This is a genomic window from Streptomyces sp. NPDC048484, from assembly GCF_040651415.1.
Taxonomy (GTDB): domain Bacteria; phylum Actinomycetota; class Actinomycetes; order Streptomycetales; family Streptomycetaceae; genus Streptomyces.
On sequence record NZ_JBEZJY010000040.1, the window covers coordinates 68,877 to 89,882 of the forward strand.

At 70.4% G+C, this 21,006-nt stretch carries 14 protein-coding genes and 1 pseudogene; 8 read left to right on the top strand and 7 right to left on the bottom strand.

Annotation, left to right across the window (positions count from 1 at the left end; genetic code table 11):
- Positions 1-16 precede the first annotated feature (16 nt).
- Complete coding sequence (locus tag AB0D14_RS33240) at positions 17-2,446, bottom strand: ThuA domain-containing protein (protein ID WP_362786561.1); 2,430 nt, start codon at positions 2,444-2,446, stop codon at positions 17-19.
- Between the two features lie 519 nt (positions 2,447-2,965).
- Between AB0D14_RS33240 and AB0D14_RS33245 the strand changes: the two genes are divergently transcribed.
- From AB0D14_RS33245 to AB0D14_RS33255, 3 genes are all read left to right on the top strand, one after another.
- Entirely contained in the window at positions 2,966-3,925 is a 960-nt protein-coding gene (locus AB0D14_RS33245) for a multicopper oxidase domain-containing protein (protein WP_362786562.1), read from the top strand.
- Positions 3,926-4,014: 89 nt separating this feature from the next.
- Complete coding sequence (locus AB0D14_RS33250) at positions 4,015-4,311, top strand: hypothetical protein (RefSeq protein WP_362786534.1); 297 nt, start codon at positions 4,015-4,017, stop codon at positions 4,309-4,311.
- A 255-nt stretch (positions 4,312-4,566) separates the two neighbouring features.
- A complete protein-coding gene (locus tag AB0D14_RS33255; RefSeq protein WP_362786536.1) occupies positions 4,567-5,640 on the top strand; it encodes a LacI family DNA-binding transcriptional regulator in 1,074 nt (357 codons plus the stop codon).
- 146 nt (positions 5,641-5,786) lie between these two features.
- Here AB0D14_RS33255 and AB0D14_RS33260 read toward each other — a convergent pair whose 3' ends face one another.
- Positions 5,787-7,013 carry a glycoside hydrolase family 64 protein gene (locus tag AB0D14_RS33260; protein WP_362786538.1) on the bottom strand — a complete coding sequence of 409 codons (1,227 nt, stop codon included), beginning with the start codon at positions 7,011-7,013 and terminating at the stop codon, positions 5,787-5,789.
- Between the two features lie 341 nt (positions 7,014-7,354).
- Complete coding sequence (locus AB0D14_RS33265) at positions 7,355-8,146, bottom strand: VOC family protein (protein ID WP_362786540.1); 792 nt, start codon at positions 8,144-8,146, stop codon at positions 7,355-7,357.
- Between the two features lie 379 nt (positions 8,147-8,525).
- Between AB0D14_RS33265 and AB0D14_RS33270 the strand changes: the two genes are divergently transcribed.
- Positions 8,526-8,771 carry a WhiB family transcriptional regulator gene (locus AB0D14_RS33270; protein WP_362786541.1) on the top strand — a complete coding sequence of 82 codons (246 nt, stop codon included), beginning with the start codon at positions 8,526-8,528 and terminating at the stop codon, positions 8,769-8,771.
- A 74-nt stretch (positions 8,772-8,845) separates the two neighbouring features.
- Entirely contained in the window at positions 8,846-12,313 is a 3,468-nt protein-coding gene (locus AB0D14_RS33275; RefSeq protein WP_362786542.1) for a hypothetical protein, read from the top strand.
- A 117-nt stretch (positions 12,314-12,430) separates the two neighbouring features.
- On the opposite strand, the gene AB0D14_RS33280 is transcribed toward AB0D14_RS33275, so the two are convergent.
- The 3 genes from AB0D14_RS33280 to AB0D14_RS33290 form a co-directional block, all read right to left on the bottom strand.
- Positions 12,431-13,411 carry an acyl-ACP desaturase gene (locus AB0D14_RS33280; RefSeq protein WP_362786544.1) on the bottom strand — a complete coding sequence of 327 codons (981 nt, stop codon included), beginning with the start codon at positions 13,409-13,411 and terminating at the stop codon, positions 12,431-12,433.
- A 226-nt stretch (positions 13,412-13,637) separates the two neighbouring features.
- Positions 13,638-14,414 carry a dimethylargininase gene (ddaH, locus tag AB0D14_RS33285; RefSeq protein ID WP_362786545.1) on the bottom strand — a complete coding sequence of 259 codons (777 nt, stop codon included), beginning with the start codon at positions 14,412-14,414 and terminating at the stop codon, positions 13,638-13,640.
- The gene (locus tag AB0D14_RS33290; RefSeq protein WP_362786547.1) at positions 14,393-16,213 is read right to left on the bottom strand and encodes an ABC-F family ATP-binding cassette domain-containing protein; all 1,821 of its coding nucleotides are present in this window, start codon (positions 16,211-16,213) and stop codon (positions 14,393-14,395) included. Before AB0D14_RS33290 ends, ddaH begins: the two co-directional genes overlap by 22 nt.
- A gap of 396 nt (positions 16,214-16,609) precedes the next feature.
- On the opposite strand from AB0D14_RS33290, the gene AB0D14_RS33295 reads away from it, so the two are divergent.
- Positions 16,610-17,296: a GPP34 family phosphoprotein gene (locus AB0D14_RS33295; RefSeq protein ID WP_362786549.1), complete on the top strand. Its 687-nt coding sequence runs from the start codon at positions 16,610-16,612 to the stop codon at positions 17,294-17,296.
- A gap of 128 nt (positions 17,297-17,424) precedes the next feature.
- Here AB0D14_RS33295 and AB0D14_RS33300 read toward each other — a convergent pair whose 3' ends face one another.
- Entirely contained in the window at positions 17,425-17,841 is a 417-nt protein-coding gene (locus AB0D14_RS33300; RefSeq protein ID WP_362786550.1) for an SsgA family sporulation/cell division regulator, read from the bottom strand.
- Positions 17,842-18,128: 287 nt separating this feature from the next.
- Here AB0D14_RS33300 and AB0D14_RS33305 point away from each other — a divergent pair, with 287 nt between their 5' ends.
- Together AB0D14_RS33305 and AB0D14_RS33310 are read left to right on the top strand one after the other, a co-directional pair.
- Positions 18,129-19,190, top strand: a complete 1,062-nt coding sequence (locus AB0D14_RS33305) for a YCF48-related protein (RefSeq protein ID WP_362786552.1) — start codon at positions 18,129-18,131, stop codon at positions 19,188-19,190.
- Positions 19,191-19,350: 160 nt separating this feature from the next.
- Positions 19,351-20,804, top strand: a pseudogene (locus AB0D14_RS33310) (NF041680 family putative transposase).
- Positions 20,805-21,006 lie beyond the last annotated feature (202 nt).

The window sequence follows — 21,006 nt, forward strand, 5'->3', positions numbered from 1 at the left end:
ATGTTCGTCACGCTCGTCACTGCGCCTCCCTGGCGAGCTGGTTGGCGGCAGGAGTGGGGCCGCCGCCCTTGTACGTCACCTGCCACAGCGCGGACTTGGAGTCCGATGTGAAGAAGCCACGGCCGTAGTCGAGGACGTACAGCGTGCCGTCCGGGCCGAACTTCCAGTCCATGAGGTTCTTGATGCCGTCGTTGCCGATGGGGATGATCTTCTTGAGGGACTCGGCGTGCACCGGAATGCCGCCCTGCCCGGCCGTCTTCGGGTCCAGGAGCACGGCGTGCCGCGGCTGGTCGGCGTCGTAGAAGTCGCCCACGAACCACTTGCCGTCCCAGTACGAGGGCCACTTGGCGGCGTTCGCCAGCGTGCCGTCGTACCGGTAGACGGGCCCGTCCATGGCCGCCTGGCCGCCGCCCTTGAGCCACGGCAGCAGGAACTTCTGCTCCGCCGTCTTGTACGACGGGATGCCGTTGGCGTCACGCGGGTAGTCCGGGCCGCCGCCCTGGGGCGAGTACCAGATGGTGTTCGAGGTGATCGGCGGAAGGTTGACGAGACCGTCGTTGTTGGGCGACTCGTTCTTCGGCGCGTTGCAGTCGTACCAGCCGAGCGGCTTCGTCGGGTCGGGCAGATTACGGTCCCGGTAGGGCTGCTTGTTGCCCATGCAGTACGGCCAGCCGTGGTTGCCCGGCTTGGTGATCGCGGCGAACGTGTCGTACTTCGCCGGACCCCAGGTCGTCGAGGGCGCCGAGGCGTCCGGGCCGACCCAGCCCGCGTACAGGGTGTCGGTCTTTTTGTCGATCGAGATGCGCGCCGGGTTCCGGACGCCCATCACATAGATCTCACCGCGCGTCTTGCCGCCGCCCTCGGCGGTCTCCTTGCCCGTGAAGAGGTTCCCCTCGGGCAGGGTGTACGTGCCGTCCTGTTCCGGGTGGATGCGCAGGATCTTGCCGTTGAGGTTGTTGGTGTTGCCCGCCGTGCGGCGGGCGTCCGCGAAGGAGACACCCTTGTAGTTCGGCTGCGGGTTGTTGCCCGAGTAACCGTCGCTGAAGCCACTGGAGTTGTTGTCGCCGGTCGCGATGTAGAGGTTGGCCTTGGAGTCCCAGGCCAGGCCGCCGCCCGAGTGGCAGCAGCTGTGGATCTGGACCGGCCACTTCAGCAGGACCTTCTCGCTGTTCAGATCCAGCCTGCTGGTGGCCGAGTTGTACGTGAAGCGGGAGACGTAACGCTCGGCCATCTGCTTGTCACGGTCGATCCGGGAGTGGGGTGTGTAGTGCAGGTACACCCAGCCGTTCTCCGCGAACCTCGGGTCCAGCTCGATGCCGAGCAGGCCCTCCTCGACCTTGATCAGCTCGTCGCCGCCGCCCTTGTTTCCGAAGACGTTGAGCGTGCCGGCCAGCGTGACCTTCTTGGTCTTCGGGTCGTAGACGTGGATCTCGCCCTTGCCCTTGCCGACGTCCGGGTTGTTCCAGTCCGTGATGACGGGCTGCGACGAGTCGGCGCCGCCGCGGCCGATGTAGAACACGCGGCCGTCGGGCGCGGTGACCAGGCCGTGCGGCTCGCCGATCTGGTCGTTCTGGCCCGGCTGGTTGGCCTGGGTCAGCCGCTCCGCCTTGTAGTTGGCGTTGATCGTGGCCTTGCAGTCGGCCTGCGAGATCCGTGTCGTCCACGCGAGCGCCCCGCGCAGATGGGAGCGGAACTCCGTCTCGTCGTACGAGGAGGTCGTGCCGCCCATGCCGGTGTAGAAGGAGCGGCCGCCGTCGTAGTCACGGCACCAGGACACCGGGTGGTCGGCGCCGTTGGCGCCGGTGCCCGGCTGGTACGTCGACTCGCGGACGCGGGCCACGGTGTGCACGTCGCCGGACGGGTTCTTGACCCAGTTCAGCCACTGGTCGGGGCGCTTCCACTGGAGCGGAAGGTCCTTGGTGGCCGGATGCTGCCGGTCGCCGACCTCAACGGTCGCCCGCTGCACGGTGGTTGGACTGCCGGCCGCCGGGCGGGCGCCGACGAGCCCGGTGAACCAGTCCGAGTAGGGCTCGGCGCGGGCCGCGTCATGGATGCCGAGGAAGCCGCCGCCGGCCTCCATGTACGACTCCAGACCGTCTTCCTGCTCCGGTTCGAGGACGTCCCCGCCGCCGGTCAGGAAGACGACGGCGTTGAAGCTGCCGAGTTCCGTCTCGTCGGTGAAGACCGAGGCGTCGTCCGTGGCCGTCACCTTGAACCGCCCGGCCGCGGGGCCCGACTGGCCGAGGTCCTCGATCGCCTCGATACCGGCGTTGACGACGGGCGACTCCTCGCCGCCCGCCGCGGACCCGTGGTAGATCAGCACCCTCACGTCGGAGCCACCGGGCGGCGACTTGATCGACATCGTTGTCAGCGGCGGTTCGGGCGCCTGGCGCGCGCTCGCGGCCGGCCCCGAGAGGACGCCGGCGGCGACAACTCCGGCGGCCAGCGCGGCCGCCCAGCCTCTCCGTCTGGCCTTGCCCAACCCTCGTACCGCTAGTGGCGTTTGATGCGGTGTGAGCCGCATGTGGTCACCCACCCCTCTGTTCCTTTTTCGGGCTCGGTTCGCCGCCGGTGCGCTACAGCCTGTGTCGAGAGCCCCGACCGTGCTCGATTCTTCGGGCCTCCGCGCGCTCGCACTCCCGACACAGTCGCGCCCCTTTGGCTCACTCGCGTCACAGCACAGCGCCATGGAAGCTAGACCTTTTCGTGGAACTCGCCAATAGGTATGACCGGGATGGCACGAACTTTGTCCTGAGTGTGGATAAACGAAGGCGATGCCACTACCGTCTCCCCAGTTCGTCTCTGTCACTCGGTTCCGTCGGACCGTCAGTTTCCGCCAGTTCCGTCAATTCGGTTGATCCGACCGCAGGTTGGGAGAGTTCGCATGGGCACCACGGACGACATGGACACCGCGGACGCGGGCGCCAAGGACGCGGACACCAAGAAAGCGGGCACCAGGGACGCGATGGACAGACGTGGGTTCAGCCGTCGGATGATGTTGGGCGGGGCCGCCGTCGCCACGGTCGCGACATCGTTGTCGCTCGTCGGCGCCAAGGACGCGACCTCCGCCGACAGCCCGGTGCGTACCGCCCCCGCGGGCGGCGAGGTGAAGCGGATCAAGCTCTACGTCGAGAAGCTCGCCGACGGACAGATGGGCTACGGACTCGAGAAGGGCGCGGCCTCGATCCCCGGCCCGCTGATCGAGCTCAACGAGGGCGACACCCTGCACATCGAGGTCGAGAACACGATGGACGTGGCGGCGAGTCTGCACGTACACGGCATGGACTACGAGGTGTCCAGCGACGGCACGAAGCTGAGCAAGTCCCACGTCGAGCCGGGCGACACCCGTACGTACACCTGGCGCACCCATGCCCCCGGCCGCCGCAAGGACGGCACCTGGCGGGCGGGCAGCGCGGGCTACTGGCACTACCACGACCACGTCGTCGGCACCGAGCACGGCACGGGCGGCATCCGCAAGGGCCTCTACGGTCCGGTCATCGTCCGCCGCCAGGGCGACATCCTCCCCGACAAGACCCACACCGTCGTCTTCAACGACATGATGATCAACAACAAGCCCGGCCACGAGAGCCCCAACTTCGAGGCCACCGTGGGTGACCGTGTCGAGTTCGTCATGATCACGCACGGGGAGTACTACCACACGTTCCACGTGCACGGTCACCGTTGGGCCGACAACCGCACCGGGCTGCTGACCGGCCCCGACGACCCGAGTCAGGTCATCGACAACAAGATCGTCGGGCCCGCTGACTCGTTCGGCTTCCAGGTGATCGCGGGAGAGGGCGTCGGGGCCGGCGCGTGGATGTACCACTGCCACGTCCAGAGTCATTCCGACATGGGGATGGCGGGGCTGTTCCTGGTGAAGAAGAAGGACGGCACGATTCCGGGCTACGAGCCGCACGAGCACTGAGCGCTCCACGGGACGGGCTGTGTGTGGGGCGCCACAACTCCGCCGAGTGCGATGGCTGCGGGCAGCCTCGGGCGGGCCTGGAGGCCGGGGTGACCCGGCAGCTCGCCATCCCGTTCAGCGCCCCGGCGGGCCTCGTCCGTGCCGTCATCGTCGGCCGCGAGGGCGAGGACTTCACCGACCGGGACCGCTGTTTCGCGCGTCGGATCCAGCCTCTGCCGGTCAGGACAGACAGCCACGTACGGGAGCTGGAGCGGCTGCGCGCCTCCCTGTCCATGGCGTACCCCGGCAGTGCACCGTTGGCGCGGGCAGGTGAGTACGCGATCACCCCGCGGGAGTTGACGGTCCTCGGCCCGATGAGCTCCGCCCGCACCGCCTCACCCGCATAGGGAATTCTTCCTTTGTCCCCGGCGCTGGGCGGCGCGGCAGTGTACGGACCGATCGCAGTCCCCGGGCCGCGGCCCGTGATGTTTTGCGTGCCCCTCCCACAGCGTCCGAGGGCGTCGAGACGTACCCGAGCCTTGTTGGCCCCGTGACGCGAGGGCATGGCGGTTTTCCAGGGACTTCCCGGGCGGGAGCGCTCTCAGCGGCGCGTCGGACGAGGGCTATCCTGATCGGCAACCACCGCCCTGAGGAGCCCCGAGGTGACCGAGCAGTCGACAGAGCCACGACCGACGCTGGAGGCCGTGGCAGCCCGGGCCGGGGTCTCCCGAGCCACGGTGTCGCGTGTCGTCAACGGTGGTGAGGGCGTGCGCGAACCCTTGGCCGAGCGGGTCAGGCGCGCTGTCGACGAACTCGGTTACGTGCCGAACCAGGCCGCGCGCAGCCTCGTCACCCGACGGCACGACGCGGTCGCCGTCGTGATCGCCGAACCGGAGACCCGGGTCTTCGCGGACCCCTTCTTCGCCCTTCAGCTCCGGGGCATCAGCAAAGAGCTGACGGCCCACGACTCGCAACTCGTCCTGCTGCTCACGGAGGGGCGCGACGACCATGCCCGCGTGGCGCGCTATCTCGCCGGCGGCCATGTCGACGGCGCGCTCGTCTTCTCCCTGCACCTCGACGACCCGCTGCCGGGTCTGATCCACGGAGTGCCGACCGTGTACGGGGGCCGCCCCGGCTGGAGCGGAGGGTCGCGCGGCGCGGTCTACGTCGACTGCGACAACAGGGGCGGCGCCCGCGAGGCCGTCCGGCATCTCGTCGGGCTCGGCCGTCGGCGCATCGCCCACATCACCGGCGCGCTCGACCAGACCTCGGCGGTCGACCGGCTCGACGGGTTCCGTGACGTCATGGTGGACGCCGACCCGAGGCTGATCGTGGAGAGCGACTTCACCCCGGGGGGCGGCGAGAGCGCCATGCGGGAACTCCTCGACCGCTGCCCCGACCTGGACGCCGTGTTCGCCGCCAACGACCTCACGGCGGCGGGCGCCCTGCGGGTCCTGCGCGAGCGGGGGCGGCGGGTTCCCGAGGACGTGGCCGTGGTCGGCTTCGACGACATGCTGCCGTTCACCGAACAGGCCGACCCGCCGCTCACGACGGTCCGCCAGGACATCGAGGAGATGGGTCGGCTGATGGCGCGGTTGTTGTTGCGGGGGCTGGACCGGACCGGTTCCGCGGCCGCGGAGGCGGACGCGGAAGCGACGGGGACGGGGGAGGGGCTGGTGGGGGCTCCGTCCAGTGTCGTACTGCCTACGACGTTGGTTCGGCGGGCCTCGGCGTAGCCGCTCCGCGGGTTGTGTTGTGTTGCGTGGTGTTTTGGGTGCGGGCCGAGGTGCAGGTGCGGGCGCGGGTGTGTTGTGGCCGGGCGCGCGGTGCCCCGCGTCCCTGACAGGGCGCCCCTGCGGGACGCCTCTGTCAGGGGCGTGCGTTACGCGCCTACCGACACCGTGAAGCGGCGGGGGTTGCCGTCGTGGGCCGCGCCCGATACGTCGGGCTGGCCGTCCGGGCGTACGTCGTCGTACGGGAAGGCGTAGCCGATGGGCGAGTTGGCGTGCACGACACGCGCCCAGTGGTTGGTGACCGCGCCCGTGTAGTAGTCCGACGTGGTCGTCCCGTTGGGCTGGGTGGGATGGGTGAGCATGATCGAGCGGTTGAAGCCGGCGGCGAGGCGCGCGAGGAGGGCCTTCTTCTCGTCGGAGTCGGCCGGGTTGTTGGCGAACGGGCCGTGGTTGCAGGTGAAGACGTCCTTCGACGTCGGCTTGGTGAAGGTGTGCCCGCCGGTGAAGGTCAGCGTGTCGCCGCTGACCCGGCCGGTGAGGACGCCCCTGCCGCCCTGGAGGTCGATCCCCAGGTCGGTGGAGCGGTACTTGTCCCAGACCTGGTCGATGTAGCTGGTCCAGAGGTCGCGGAACGGCATCTCGGCGGGCCGGTCGAAGTACGGAGCCATCAGGCTCTGCGGAGAGACCACGCGCAGTACCGAGCCGTCGCTGCCCCGGTTCACCAGCTTGTCCCAGGGCTGGCCGTCCTTGGCGGCCTGCGCCGTGAGGTCCGCGGCGATCCTGTCGACGGCGCCGTCGGGCAGCGTGGCCACCGTGTGCGTGGCGTCGCCCTCCAGGGTGAGACCGATCGGCAGCGCGGTGACCAGGTCGACGTAGCTGATGTTGGCGTACAACTGCTCGGTGTTGAACGTGAATTCGCAGAACGACCAGGTCTTGCCGTAGTTCGCGTCGGTGGGGGTGGCGAACGCGGGCTCGACCAGGGAGGGGCCCGGGTTGAGGAAGAAGTCGAGCGTGGTGTCGCGTACGAAGTAGACGCGGGCGCCGAACATCTGCGGCAGCGTCAACACCGTGGGGGCGGAGCCTGCCGCGCCGAGCGGGATGGCGCAGTCGACGGGCAGCGGTGTCTGCGGTGCCGAGGGCGAGGTGGGCCGGTAGACGCTGCCGTCCGGGCGCAGCAGGATCCAGTTGCCCGTCGACTGCTCGTGACCGGTGACGTACGCGCGGACCGTACCGGGCAACGAGTTGTTCTTGAGGGCGAGTTCACAGGTTGCGGGAGCGGCCTCGGCCGTCGGGCTGAGAGCGCTTCCCCAGACGGGGTAGCCGACGGCGGCGGTGACGGCCGCGGTTCCGGTCAGAAACGTTCGGCGTGAGATCACGGGGTCTCCTGGGGCGTGGGGGGAGGCAGAGACGGGCCGATGAGTGGGGCATCCGCCCTCTGCGGATCACCACTGTTCCCAGGGGGAGTTGAAGCGTCAAGGGTTATGACTGAGAGCGCTCTCGAAAACTCCGTGCCTTCAGAAGTTGTCGACGGCTCGGGTGGGTGTGGAGGGGCGGAATGATGCCGCGGCATCCGGTCGGCGGCACCGAGTCGCTCCCTCTGGTCGCGGGCCGTTACAGCTGAACACTGCCCGTCGACCGTGGACGGGCAGGCAGTCGGCGTCGCCGGCCGCCCGTATCGGTCACCGGTCAGGCGGGCGGCCGGGGTTCGTGCAGGTCGTCAGCCCAGTGCCGGCTCGCTCTTGATCACCGCGAAGCGGGCCCCGTACGGGTCGGCGAGTTTGGCCATCCGGCCGACGCCGTCCACGGATGTGGCGGGCATGCGGACCGTGCCACCCAGTTCTTGGACCTTCGCGACCACGGCGTCCGTGTCCGTGACCTCGAAGTAGGGCAGCCAGTACGCCCCCGCCTCCTGCTCCGCCGGGTCGTCGGCCAGTGGGACGACACCGCCGAACATGGCGTCCTCGCCGCCCTCCGACGGGTTGATACAGGTATAGGTGCCGCCGGGGAACGGCACGGCCGAGGTCTCCAGGCCCAGCACGGAGTTGTAGAACGCGGCAGCCGCGGCGATGTCCGGTGTGTAGAGCTCGACCCAGCACAGAGAGCCCGGCTCACCCGCCACGTCGACGCCGCGGCGCGCGGCAGGCTGCCAGAGGCCGAAGTGGACGCCCGCCCTGTCGGCGAGGATGGCCGCACGGCCCTTGTCCATGACGTCGTCGGGTGCCATCAGCACACTCCCCCCGGCCTGCTCGACCGCCTTGGCCGTGGCGTCGGCGTCCGGGCTCTGCAAGTACACGGTCCATGACGGCGGACCCTGCTCGGGGGTGGTCTGCATACCGCCCGCCACGGTTTTCCCGGCAAGCCGGAAGAAGCCGTAACCGCCGGATTCGGGTCCCGCCGACACGAAGTCCCAGCCGAAGACACCGTTGTAGAAGGATGTGGCGCCGTCGATATCGCTGGTGCCGAGATCGACCCAGTTCGGAGCGCCGGTGACGAAACGGGTGGTGAGCATGTTGCCCTCCTTGAGAGGTCCACTTGCCTGTACTGCCGAGTCTTGCACCGCCCACTGACAATCGCTGCCGGAGCGCAGCCGCTGGTGCCGCGGGACGGCCGGCCCCCTTCGCGACCGGCCGGCGCCGGTGGGAGCCTGACCTGCTGCTGGGCGGGCCCGAGGGCGTGTCCCTTGCCTGCAGGGGCTCACGGCTTGAGAAATCCTTGTGATCCTGCCGCGTGCCGCTGTGCGCTCGTTCGACACCGGGGGCATCATCGGATCCCATGACGCCTCTGGCCTCACGTCCGTCGCGGGCCTCGCGGGCCGGTGACGCGATGGCCGGACGCTCGTTGATCCGGCGTTGATCGAACGTTTTTCGCGGCGAGGCACAGTCGCCGGCATGCACACCGACACCACCGCCGTACCCGACCTGTCCTGGCAGGAAGAGGCACTGTGCGCCCAGACCGGATCCGAATTCTTCTTTCCCGAGCCAGGCAGCTCGGTGCGGGAGGCGAAGCAGATCTGTGGGCTGTGCGAGATGCGCTCCGCGTGTCTCGAGTACGCGCTCAGCCATGACGAACGCTTCGGCGTCTGGGGCGGCCTGTCCGAGAAGGAACGGCTAAGCCTCCGACGCGCCCAGCACTGAGGGGCCCGTGCGGCACCGGGTGCGCATCGGTAATCAGGCGCGCGTCGAGGTTCCCGGCAGGCACAATCCACCTCATGGTCCACACGCCGCGGCATCAGGCCGAGAGCCTGCTGAACGCCCTCGATCCGCTGCCGTATCCGCTCCGCATGCGTGAACTCGCCGCCAGAGTCCAGGAGCTGGACGAAGCGCGTCCACTGCTGGACGAGCTCGAAGCGCGCGGGCCGTACGAGCGAGGGCTTGCTGTGGTCGCGGCGGCCGTCAGCAGGGACGCCGGGTGGATCGGGGCACGGATCGCCGATCCGGACTCCTTCGTGCGCGGACACGCGCTGCGCGTGGCCGACTGCCTCCATGTGCCCGACTCCGCCTACGAGTCGGCGCTGGCCGACGCCCCCGAGGTGATACGCCGGGACCTGCTGCGTGCCGTGGTCGTGGGGCAACGCACCGCGCTGGCGGACCGGCTCGTCGACCGGCTGCGAGACGAATGGGGCGACGCGGAGGCGGCGCGGCTGCTCCCGGGGTGCTCGCCGGCAACGGTCGCCCGGCTGTTGCCCTCGCTCTTCCACGCGGTGCGCGGATGGACGGCCCTCGGTAAACGGCACGCCGGGGTCCTGCTGGACGCGATCGAAGGCGAGTTGGCCGCGCTGCCTCCGTCGCTGCGCGATGCCTGGTGGCGGCGGTACGTGCGGGCGGTGACGGTCACTGTGCCCGGCGAGCCGTCGCGTGCGCTGGAGCTGGTCGAGCGCTTCGCACCCGTCACGCTCCCGCAGCAACTCCACAACCAGCTGGGCGCGTTCGCGGCCGTCGCTCCGCAGCGGGTGCTCCGACTGCTCCTCGCGGGCGAGACCCTCCCGTACGGCGCCGTACGCAGTCCTTCGCTGCTGCGCAGGTTGGTGCGGTTGGAGAACGAGAGGGACGAGGGGGAAGGGAGGGACGGGGAAGGCGGGGAACTCGTCTCGTTCGGGCGGGCGTTGGCCGAGTCGGGTGATCTGGCCGTCTTTCTCGCGGCGCTGCGGCCCGCTCGCCGGTACGCCTTCTACACCGATGCGATGGCCGGCCGGGGCCCCCGGGGCCCCCGGGGCAGCACCGTCGACGCCGTCATTCTTGAGTCCTTGCCGCGCAGTTGTGTCGCCGAGGAGGCGCGACGCATGGCCGATGCGGCGCGCGAGAGCGGCGCGGCGTGGAACATCGTCCTGCTCGCCGAGTCCTACCTGCCGGTCGCCCAGGTGCGCGACCGGCTCGTCCAGGCGACCCGTCGTCCCGCAGCCGAGGACCGGGCCCTGGCCTGGCCGTTGCTCATCGGCAACGCCACCCGATCCGGCGACCCGGCGGCCGTCACCTCCGTGCTGAAGGAGTCCGCCCGGCTCCGCAACGAGCAGGATCCGGTGCGGCAGCCCGCCCTGTGGGCGGTGTCCCGTATCGCGCCCGCACTGTTCACCGAGGACGCCGAGCCGTACCTCGACAGGATCGTCGCCGACGCCGTCGACGCCCGGGACTCCTCACCGGGCACCCGGCGCAACCTCAGCGAACTGGCCGTGTCCGTGCTCCGGGAGCATGCCGCGGGCGGATCGCGGGAGCTGGTCAACTGGGCCCTGCGCACTCTCGTACGGATCTCCGGCAACACCGGTGGCGCCGACCTGGGCCGGCTCGACGCGACCGTGCGCCGGGGACAGGAACACCAGGTGTACGAGGCGCTGCGGCCCTGGATCGAGGCCGGGGCGGAGAAGGCCGACTACAGCCTCGCTTTCGCGCTGGCCCGGGCCGTGGGACGCCGCGCCGCCGGAATGACCGACCTGGAGGAACTCCTGTGGCAGGCCATCCGGTTCGGGAACGACGCGACCGTGCGCGACGCCGTCGAGCTGTGGCTGGAACCGCCTGCCACCCGGGACGTGCGGGTCGCGCGCGTTCTCGCGCTCGACCACTCGGCAGGTGCGCTGTGGCCGGTCCTGGCCGTGCTCACCCGCCGCCGCACCGACCTCCTCGACGTACTCCTGTCGGACACCCCGCCGTACGGGCGCTTCCTCACCAGGGGCAGTCCGTGGACCGTGCCCGTGAGTCATGACGTACGACGCTGGCTGCCACGCCAGCAGGACGCCGTCGCCCGGCGGCTGGCCGAGTCGGCCGCCGACGCGGGGCTGCCGGCGTATGCCCGGGTGGCGGCCATCGAGCAGGCCGCGAGGGTGCCGGGCCGGGGCGCCGGGCTCGCGCGGCGCTGGACCGGCTCGCGGAACACCGTGCTCGCGGAGGCCGCGCTCGGCGCGCTCGCCCACACCGACCTGCCCGGTGAAGCGCTCCCCGACCTGCTCGCGCACGCAGGCGGCGACCGGGCGCGCGTCGCGGTGTACGCGGCCACGAGGGCGTCCCGGCACGTGGCGCCCTCCCTGCTCGCGGACCGGCTGCGTGAGGTGCTGTTCGCGCCGGACACCAAGGTGACCAGCCGCAAGGAGGCCGCCCGCCTCGCCGCGGCCCGGCTCCCGGCCCCGGCGGCCGGACGGCTCCTCAGCGAGGCGTACCGGCGACCGGGTGCCCACCTCGACGTACGTGCCGCGTGCGTCGCCTTCGCGGGCTCGCTGCTCGCCGAGGAACCCGTGTGGACGCTGCTCCACGACGCCGCCGGAGCCGAACCCGTTCTCCGCGCCGCCGTGCTGCGCGTCGAGCCCCTCGACCTGCCGGAACGCCACCGCGAGCGGTATGCCCGGCTCGTGCGGGATGTATCCACGACCGACGACCCGCCGACCGCCGTCCTCGCCTACGACGCCCTGGCGCGATGGGCACCGTGGTGCCCCGACGCGCACACCGCCCTGGCCGCCGCCTCGGCGGACCTGTCGAACCGCACGAGCTGGCGGACCGCGGTCCAGGGTCTGGTGGTCGCGGCGGCGGGCTCGGCGAGGGGAGCCGGTGGAGTGCGGGAGGCCTTGCACGCGCTGGCGGCGACCGAGACGGCGACCGAGACGGCGACCGAGACCGAGACCGAGACGGTGACCGACTCCGAGCCTCAGAGGGACCGGCCGGCCCGCACCGACGCCGAGCCCCGTCGGGATCGCCCCGCCCGGCAGCGCGTCGACCACCTCGTCGAGCGTCTCGCGCAGCAGGCCCGGACGACCCCCGGGCCCATCCGTGAGGCGGCCCTCGGAGCCGCCGGGCTGCTCGCGCGGTACGACGCGTTCGTGCCGCAGGCCGCCACGATCACGGTGGTCCATCTCGACCTGGACACGGAGGCGGAAGAGGTGGACGCGGCCCTGACCCGGCTGGCCGCGCTGACGCAGGGGCGGCCGGCGCTCGCGTCGAGGACCGCCTCCGAACTCGCCGACCGGCTGCGCCGCAGGACGCACGAGGGCGACGCCGGGATCCTGCTCGGCGCCGCCCACCGGCTCACCGCGCACGGCGGTCACAGCGAGGGACTGCTCGCCATGGCTCTCACGGCCGCACTCGGCGCCCGTACGGACTGGGGGCAGCCGTGGCGCGCACAGCTGAGAGCACTGCGCCGCCACCCGGTGGCCGACGTCCGCGACGCGGCGCTGGCCCAGGTGACGGCGTACGAGTGACCCATTGCCCCGGTTCCGGCGCACGCGCCGGAACCGGGGCAATGGGTCACTCCGCGGAGGTCACTTCGCCTCGATCACCCCGCGGGGGGTCACTCTGCGGCGATCACTTCGCAGTGGTCACTTGGCGGCGTCGCGGGCCGCCATGCGGGCCTTGCGGGCCGCGAGCTTCTCGTCGAACTTGAGGGCCTCGGCGTCCAGGCCACCCATGTAGAGGCCGAGCTCTTCCTGTGCCTTGAGGCCCTCAGCGCCGAGCCCGTCGATCTGCAGAACCTTGAGGTGGCGAAGGATCGGCATCAGCACGTCGTCGTGGTGGATCCGCATGTTGTAGACCTCGCCGATCGCCATCTGCGCGGCGGCGCGCTCGAAGCCGGGCATGCCGTGTCCGGGCATCCGGAACTGGACGATGACGTCCCGCACAGCCTGCATGGTCAGGTCGGGGGCGAGGTCGAACGCGGCCTTGAGCAGGTTGCGGTAGAAGACCATGTGCAGGTTCTCGTCGGTCGAGATGCGCGCCAGCATGCGGTCACACACGGGGTCGCCCGACTGGTGTCCGGTGTTGCGGTGCGAGACGCGGGTCGCGAGTTCCTGGAAGGCGACGTACGCGACGGAGTGCAGCATCGAGTGCCGGTTGTCCGACTCGAAGCCCTCGCTCATGTGCATCATGCGGAAGGCTTCGAGCTGGTCCGGGTCCACGGCGCGCGACGCGAGCAGGTAGTCGCGCATCACGATGCCGTGGCGGCCCTCCTCGGCGGTCCAGCGGTGCACCCAGGTGCCCCAGGCGCCGTCGCGGCCGAAGAGAGAAGCGATTTCGTGGTGGTAGCTGGGCAGGTTGTCCTCGGTCAGGAGGTTCACGACCAGCGCGATACGGCCGAGCTCGGTGACCTTGGACTGTTCCTTGCTCCAGGCCTCGCCGTCCTCGAAGATTCCGGGGAAGTTGCGACCGTCGGACCAGGGCACGTACTCGTGCGGCATCCAGTCCTTGGCGACCTTCAGATGACGGTTGAGCTCGGTCTCCACCACTTCTTCCAGCGCGTACAGCAGGCGGGCGTCGGTCCAGTCGGAGGACGGGCTGCCGAGATGGGGAGAAGTGATCGTCACGGGGGCTCCAGGGGGGACGTAAATACTGAGCGTTCACACAACCTACGGCATCGTAGGCTACGTATCCGTAGGTTACGATGCCGTAGGTTAAGCGCACAGTAAAGAGCCCTGATCAGCAACGATCTCGCCGAAGATCGACGCGGTACTCAATCGGAGCCCACCCGTCCGGCGGATACGCAGGTCCGGGGGCCGTACGCCGGGCCCTTCGGATTCTCAGCAGCACTTCTCAGGAGTACAGGTCCCGCAGCCGGACCGAGAGGCATGTCACACACCCCTCCAGCTTCTCGAACTCGCTGATGTCGACGAGGACGGGTTCGAGGCCGAGGCCGGCGAACAGTTCGGCGGTCTTGGGCGCGCTCGCCGCCATCAGAAGCTTCCCGCCGCCCAGCAGGACGACATGGGAGCCGGCCTCTTCCGGCACCGCCAGGAAGCGCGGGAACAGCGACGGTGTGTCCACCAGTGGCTCGTGCCCGACGATCGTGCCGTCCGGCAGCGCGGTGACGGCCGACTTCAGGTGCAGCACCCTGCTCACCGGTACGGCGACGACCCGGGCGCCGAGCGGCTCGAAGGTGGCCCGCAGCTGCTGGATGCCGACTCCGTTGGTGCGTCCGCCGAGGCCCACGTAGATCGTGTCGCCGACCTTCAGGACGTCGCCGCCGTCGAGCGTGCCCGGCTCCCACACCCAGTTCACCGAGCAGCCGAGCCGCGCAACCGACTCCTCGACCCCCGCGATCTCGCCGCGCCGGGACTCCGCGCCCGGGCGGCCGATCAGGGCCACGTTGCGGAAGACGACCACCGCGTCCTCGACGAACACGGCGTCCGGGCAGTCGTCGGCGGGCTCCACCTCGACGGTCTCCCAGCCGTGCGTGCGCAGCGCCTGCGCGTACGCCTCCCACTGTTCGACCGCCAGGCCGACGTCGACCGGCGTGCGCTCAAGGTGCGTGACGAGACCTTCGGCCAGGCCGGGGCCGGGACGGCGGATCAGGGCTTTCTGGCTGGGCACGTGCGGGTCTCCGTCTCGGCAGGGTGCGTCCCGCACATCATGCAGCCCATGCCGAGGTCGCAACAGTCCCCCCGGGCGCGGGGCGGAGGCCCTCCGTCGTATGCCCCCGTATGTCGCCATGTGCCCCGCACCTGATCATGTCTTCGTCCCCTGGCCGGGATACCCGACTGGCCGGGATACCCGACAGCTTCCGGCGTGATCTCCTTGAGTTCTCCTTCCATCAGAAACCAGCGCGTGACGCCGATCGACTCCAGGAACGGCACGTCGTGGCCGGCCACGATCAGCGCTCCCTCGTACGAGTCCAGGGCCGTGGTGAGCTGCCGGACGCTCGCCATGTCGAGGTTGTTGGTCGGCTCGTCGAGCATCAGGAGCTGCGGCGCCGGCTCGGCGAGCATCAGCGCGGCCAGGGCCGCCCGGAAGCGCTCGCCACCGGAGAGCGTCGCCGCGCGCTGGTCGGCCCGGGCGCCCCGGAACAGGAAGCGGGCCAACCGCGCCCGGACCCGGTTGTTGGTGGCGCCCGGCGAGAAACGGGCCACGTTCTCGGCGACCGTCAGCTCGTCGTCGAGCACGTCCAGTCGCTGGGGCAGGAAGCGCAGCGGCACATGCGCCCGCGCTTCCCCGGAGACGGGCTCCAGCTCCCCGGCAATGGTCCGCAGCAGGGTCGTCTTGCCCGCGCCGTTGCGTCCGACCAGCGCGATCCGCTCGGGCCCGCGCAGATCGAAGGAGCCCGCCACGCTCGCTCCGTACGCCAGCTCCAGGTCCAGGAGCGTGAGGACGGTACGGCCCGGCGGCACGGCCGTGTACGGCAGGTCGACGCGGATCTCGTCGTCGTCCCGCACGGCGTCCACGGCGTCGTCGAGCCGCTCCTTCGCCTCGGCGAGCTTCTCCTCGTGCATGATGCGGTGCTTTCCCGCGGACTCCTGGGCCGCGCGTTTGCGCGCCCCCATCACGATCTTCGGCTCGCGCTTCTGCTCGAACATCTTCTGGCCGTAGCGCTTGCGACGGGCCAGCTTGACCTGCGCGTCGGCCAGTTCGCGCTTCTGCTTCTTCAGGTCGGACTCGGCGACGCGCACCATACGCTCGGCCGCCTCCTGCTCGGTGGCGAGGGCCTCCTCGTACGCCGAGTAGTTGCCGCCGTACCAGGTGACCTCACCGGAGCGCAGATCGGCGATCTGGTCGACCAGGTCGAGGAGTTCACGGTCATGGCTCACCACGACCATGACTCCGGACCAGGCCTCGACGGCCGCGTACAGCCGTCGGCGCGCGTACAGGTCGAGGTTGTTGGTGGGCTCGTCGAGGAGCAGTACGTCGGGCCGGCGCAGCAGGAGCGCGGCCAGGCGCAGCAGGACCGACTCGCCGCCCGAGACCTCGCCGATGGTGCGGTCGAGACCGATGTGGCCGAGGCCGAGTTCGCCGAGCGTCGCCACGGCGCGCTCCTCGACGTCCCAGTCGTCGCCCACGACGTCGAAGTGCTCCTCGGACACGTCGCCCGCCTCGATGGCGTGCAGCGCGGCGCGCTTGGCGGCGATGTCCAGCACCTCGTCGACCCGTAGTCCGGTGTCGAGGGTGACGTTCTGCGGGAGCCGGCCGACCTCGCCCGCGACACGAACGGTGCCGTCGGCCGGAGTGAGTTCCCCCGTGATCAGCTTCAGCAGGGTCGACTTCCCCGAACCGTTGACGCCGACGAGCCCGGTCGTGCCGGGACCGAAGGCCACCTGGAGGTCCTCGAAGACCGAGGTGCCGTCCGGCCAGGAGAAGGAGAGGGAGGTGCAGGTGATGGAAGTGGGGGCACTAGACATACGGGCCTCGCAGTGCTTGATGCGGTCAGGACGACACGTATCGAGACACCGGCGGGCGGCGACGGCCGGAAGGACGGAGTCCTTCGGGGCATTCGCGGAACACGGGAAAAGCCCTGTTCCGCGGGACGGCTCGGAGCCGAGGTCGCACGCTGCGCACACACAAAAACGTGTGTGACGCGGTGTCTCATGACCTCAGACGAGCAACGTCCTTCTCCGTTCGGCGACAACAGGACCGCTATGAACCGTAGGAGTGGGGCAGGCCGCTGTCAACGAATTAACGTGCCCCCGACCCCGACCCCGATTCCGTCCCTGACCTTGACCCCGACCCCGACCCCGACCCCGATTCCGTCCCTGACCTTGACGCCGGTCGGTCGACGATTGTCCGAAGGAGATCCCGTGCCCAACGGTCCGCTCTCGCTGCCCGCCCGTCTCTACCTGCTGGCCTGGGACACCACGAAACGCAAGGTCACCGGCGAGTCCCAGGTCCCGCACCTGGTCCGGGCCGGCGCCCTCACCGAGCTGGCGCAGCGCGGGCTGCTGGCCGACACGGACGGTGTCGCCACGCCCACGGATCCGGACGGCCGGACCGGGGACCCGGTCCTGGACGGGCTCCTGGAACTCATCGAGGAGTCCCGGCCGCACAAGTGGAAGACCTGGGTCAGCCTGCGGGCCCGCATCACGCTGGACGCCGTACAGGCGCAGCTCGCCGCCGACGGTTACCTGCGCGCCGAGAAGACGCGGGTGCTGGGCGTCTTTCCGTCCGTGGAGTACGAGATCGACCGCGTCGCCGTCGTGGACGGGCTGCGCGAGGAGGCCCGTCTGGTGCTGGAGGGACCGGTGCCCGTCGACGAGGTGTCCGAGCGGGACGCGGCGTTCGTCGCCCTCGCAGCCGCGGCAGAACTGCGCACGCTCCTGTCGGGCAGGGAGCGGCGGCAGTACGAGGAGCGGGTCGAAGCCCTGGCCGTACGCAGCGGGGCGGCGACTCCGGCGCTGAAGCAGGCGGTCCAGGAGGTGCGGTCGGCGGTGGCCGTGGCGATGGCGGCACCGGGGGTTTCAGGGACGCCTGGGGCACCTGGGAACTGAACTCCGTCCGTCACGGAGCACCGCACGGCAACTGTCCACGAGCGCCCCCGTCCACGAGCGCCTACGTCTACGGGCGCCTCCCAGAGCGTCAGAAAGTCAGAGCCTCAGAAAGTCGGCAGGTGGGAACCTCAGCAGGAGTCGCGCAGCAGTTCGGCGAGCCCGTGGTCGAGATCCTGGTACATGTGCTCCAGGCCGACGGGTACCAGCTCCGTCGAACTCTCCAGGAAGTGCCGCAGCTCGCCGGCGCGCACGTGGATCACAGCGGTGCCCTCCGGGGCGTGGAACTCCAGGACGATGCGGTCGTATCCGTACGGCCGCACCCGCACGTCCCCGTGTCCCACCTCCTCCTCCAGCCCCGAGGCGAGCAGCTCGCGGGCGAAGGTCCAGCACACCTCCACGCCTTCGAGGGTGGACGGAGCCGGGAAGGACATGCGGACGGCGAAGGGATCGCGCGGATCGTAGCCGAGTGTCGCGGGAATGCTCGGCATCCGCGGCGCGGCGGCGACGAGGCGGGCCTCTACGGGCTGCTCGATGACGGTGGACAACGCCTTGCTCCCTTGTGACGGACGGACGAACTGCGGACGGAAGAGCCGGGTTACTTGTAAGGACGTCGGAACCGGCCAATCCGTGCCTGCGAAGTCGCATGAACTCCGAGTGACCTCTGTCACCGCCTTTCAATCACAGGAGTGATCGCTGATTTCCAGGGTCATCGCTGATGCCTCCCGGGGCATCTGGACGTGAGTGGGGGAGTGGGCTAGCTTCGCCCGCCATGAGTGGCTTGGGGAAGACGCGACGCACGAGTAACAAGGGATTCACGAGAAACCTGTTGACCATGGGGGTGTGCGGAGCCGCCTTCGCGGCCGCACTCACGGCGCCGGCACAGGCGAACGGACCCGCGGACCACGGACCGAACGGCGGAAGACCATCACACTGGGAGCTCAAGGACAGCGGCACGGACGCGCGCTTCCGCGGGCTCTCCGCCGTCAGCCGGAACACCGCCTGGCTGGCCGGGTCCAAGGGCACCGTACTGCGCACCAGCGACGGCGGCGCGAGCTGGCGAAACGTATCGCCGCCCGGGGCCGCCGAGTTGGAGTTCCGCGACGTCGAGGCCTTCGACGGCAGGCGTGCCGTGGTGCTGGCCATCGGCGAGGGCGAGGCGTCCAGGGTCCTGCGGACGGAGGACGGCGGCGCGACCTGGTCGGAGTCCTTCCGCAACACCGACGCCAAGGCCTTCTACGACTGCATGACCTTCTTCGACCGGCGCCACGGCCTGGCGATGAGTGACCCGGTGGACGGGAAGTTCCGCATCCTGTCGACCAGCGACGGCGGCCGTTCCTGGAAGGTGCTGCCCAGCGCGGGCATGCCCGCGGCCCAGGAGGGCGAGGCCGGCTTCGCGGCCAGTGGGCAGTGTCTGGTCAGCTCGGGGCCGCGTGACGTGTGGCTGGCCACGGGCGGCGCCACGCGCGCGCGGGTGCTGCACTCCTCCGACCGCGGCCTCACCTGGACCGCCGGCGACAGCCCGATCCCGGCGGGAGACCCGGCCCGCGGGGTCTTCGCCCTCGCCTTCCGCGACCGGACGCACGGCATCTCGGTCGGCGGCGACTACCGCGCCGACCAGGCCTCGCCCAGGGCGGCGGCGGTCAGCCGCGACGGCGGCCGCACCTGGGCCACGGCCACCACCCCGCCGGCCGCCTACCGCTCCGGCGTCACCTGGCTCCCGCACAGCCGCACCTCCGCGCTCGCGGTCGGCCCCACCGGCACCGACCTCACCACGGACGGCGGCCGCACCTGGCGCACGCTGGACACCGGCTCGTACGACACCGTGGACTGCACCCAGGCACAGGCCTGCTGGGCCTCCGGCGAGAAGGGCCGGGTGGCACGGCTGGAGCGCTGACGCGCTGTGCCGCCGGGCACTTACCTTGTTCTTTATGATCCGAGGTCGAAATGGGCCTCGCACTAGGCCACTCACCTGGGCGTTCGCCGGACGCTGGGGCGGCCTTCGTCTGATCATGTGCTCCGACCAAGGTGCACCGATCGAGACGAAGGCCGTGAAAGTGAGTCTGCTGCCTGACGCCGGTCCCGGGGAAGCGTTCGCGCAAGCGTCACGCTTCCGGGAGGACTTATTCGACTGCCTGACCGCGCGCGGGGACGAACTGTTCGACCTCACGGACGCGTTGCTGTGCGCGGACGGTCCGGTGACTTCGCCGGTGGACCTGACGCTGGTGGCTGAGCACCGGCGCGGGCACGGCGCGATGTACGAGGCGCTGAACTGCGGGAACGTGGACGTGCCCCGGATGCGCCAGGTGCTGGCCGGTTTGCCGATGCCGCGCGCCGCCGACGGGCGCCTGGTCCTGGCGGTGGACGTCAGTAACTGGCTCCGCCCGGACGCGCCGACCAGCACGGACCGCCTTTTCTGCCACGGCTACGGCCGCAGCGGACGGCCCTCGGACCAGTTCATCCCCAGCTGGCCGTACTCCTTCGTTGCCGCCCTCGAGTCGGGCCGGACGTCCTGATGCCAGCTCCTGGACGCCGTCCGCCTCGGACCCGAGGACGATAGCGCCGAGGTCACCGCTGCCCAGCTCCGTCGCGTAGTCGTGGATCTGATCGAGATGGGCCGCTGGCACGCAGGCGACCGCGACATCCTCATCGTCTTCGACGCCGGCTACGACGCCCCGCGCATGGCCCACCTCCTCGACGGCCTCCCGGTCGAGGTGCTGGGACGGATGCGCTCCGACCGCGTCATGCGACGGCCGACACCCACGCTCAAGGAGCACGCCCTGGCCTATCCCCAGGGCGGGCGACGGCCGAAGCACGGCAAGGAGTTCCGCTTCGCCAAGCCGGACACCTGGGGTGAGCCGGACGCGGCCACGACGCAGGTCACCGACCGGTACGGCACCGCCCGCGCGATGGCCTGGGACCGCATCCACCCCCGCCTGACCACCCGTTCCGCTTGGATCGATCACACCGGCGAACTCCCCATCATCGAGGGCACATTGATCCGCCTCCAGGTCGACCGCCTGCCCGGCGCAGGCGACCCGCTCCCGCTCTGGCTCTGGTCGTCCGCCACCGGCCTGGACAGCGAGGACGTCGACGTGCGCTGGCAGGCGTTTCTGCGCAGGTTCGACATCGAGCACCTCTTCAGGCTGATGAAACAGACCCTCGGCTGGACCCGTCCGAGGCTGCGAACCCCCGAGGCCGGCGAGCGCTGGACCTGGCTGATCATCGCCGCGCACACCCAGATCCGCCTCCTGCGCGGGGCAGCCGCCGACCTGCGGCGGCCGTGGGAGAAGCCCGCCGAGCCCGGCCGGCTCAGCCCGGCCCGAGTCCGCCGGGGGTTTCGGAACCTCCGCCCGCACCTGCACTGTCCGGCCCGTGCACCAAACCCTCAACACCCGGACCGGGACGGCCACTTGGCTCGAAGAACCGGCGGCCCGCCACCCGCTACGACGTGGGCAAGACCGTGAAACGACCCGAGAGCATCATCGAACGAAACCAACTCAGACCATAAAGAACAAGCTTGATCCGCCTTTGGTCAGACGGAAACAAGGCCTCAGCGGCGGTCAGAGACGCGCCGAGCACCGTTGCGGATGGCCGGCACGGTCAAGCCTGTTCCTGCCATCCGCTATACGGGTCCAGACGCCGGCGCGGCGGCCTCGCGGGCGTAGTCGGTGAGGTCTTTTGGTTGGCGGCCCGGGGCCTCCTGGACGTGG

Excerpts from the sequence above, each read along its gene's own strand:
- AB0D14_RS33245 (WP_362786562.1), top strand. The coding sequence starts at position 2,966 with ATGGACAGACGTGGGTTCAGCCGTCGGATGATGTTGGGCGGGGCCGCC.
- AB0D14_RS33265 (WP_362786540.1), bottom strand. The coding sequence starts at position 8,146 with ATGCTCACCACCCGTTTCGTCACCGGCGCTCCGAACTGGGTCGATCTC.
- AB0D14_RS33270 (WP_362786541.1), top strand. The coding sequence starts at position 8,526 with ATGCACACCGACACCACCGCCGTACCCGACCTGTCCTGGCAGGAAGAG.
- AB0D14_RS33275 (WP_362786542.1), top strand. The coding sequence starts at position 8,846 with ATGGTCCACACGCCGCGGCATCAGGCCGAGAGCCTGCTGAACGCCCTC.
- AB0D14_RS33290 (WP_362786547.1), bottom strand. The coding sequence starts at position 16,213 with ATGTCTAGTGCCCCCACTTCCATCACCTGCACCTCCCTCTCCTTCTCC.
- AB0D14_RS33305 (WP_362786552.1), top strand. The coding sequence starts at position 18,129 with ATGGGGGTGTGCGGAGCCGCCTTCGCGGCCGCACTCACGGCGCCGGCA.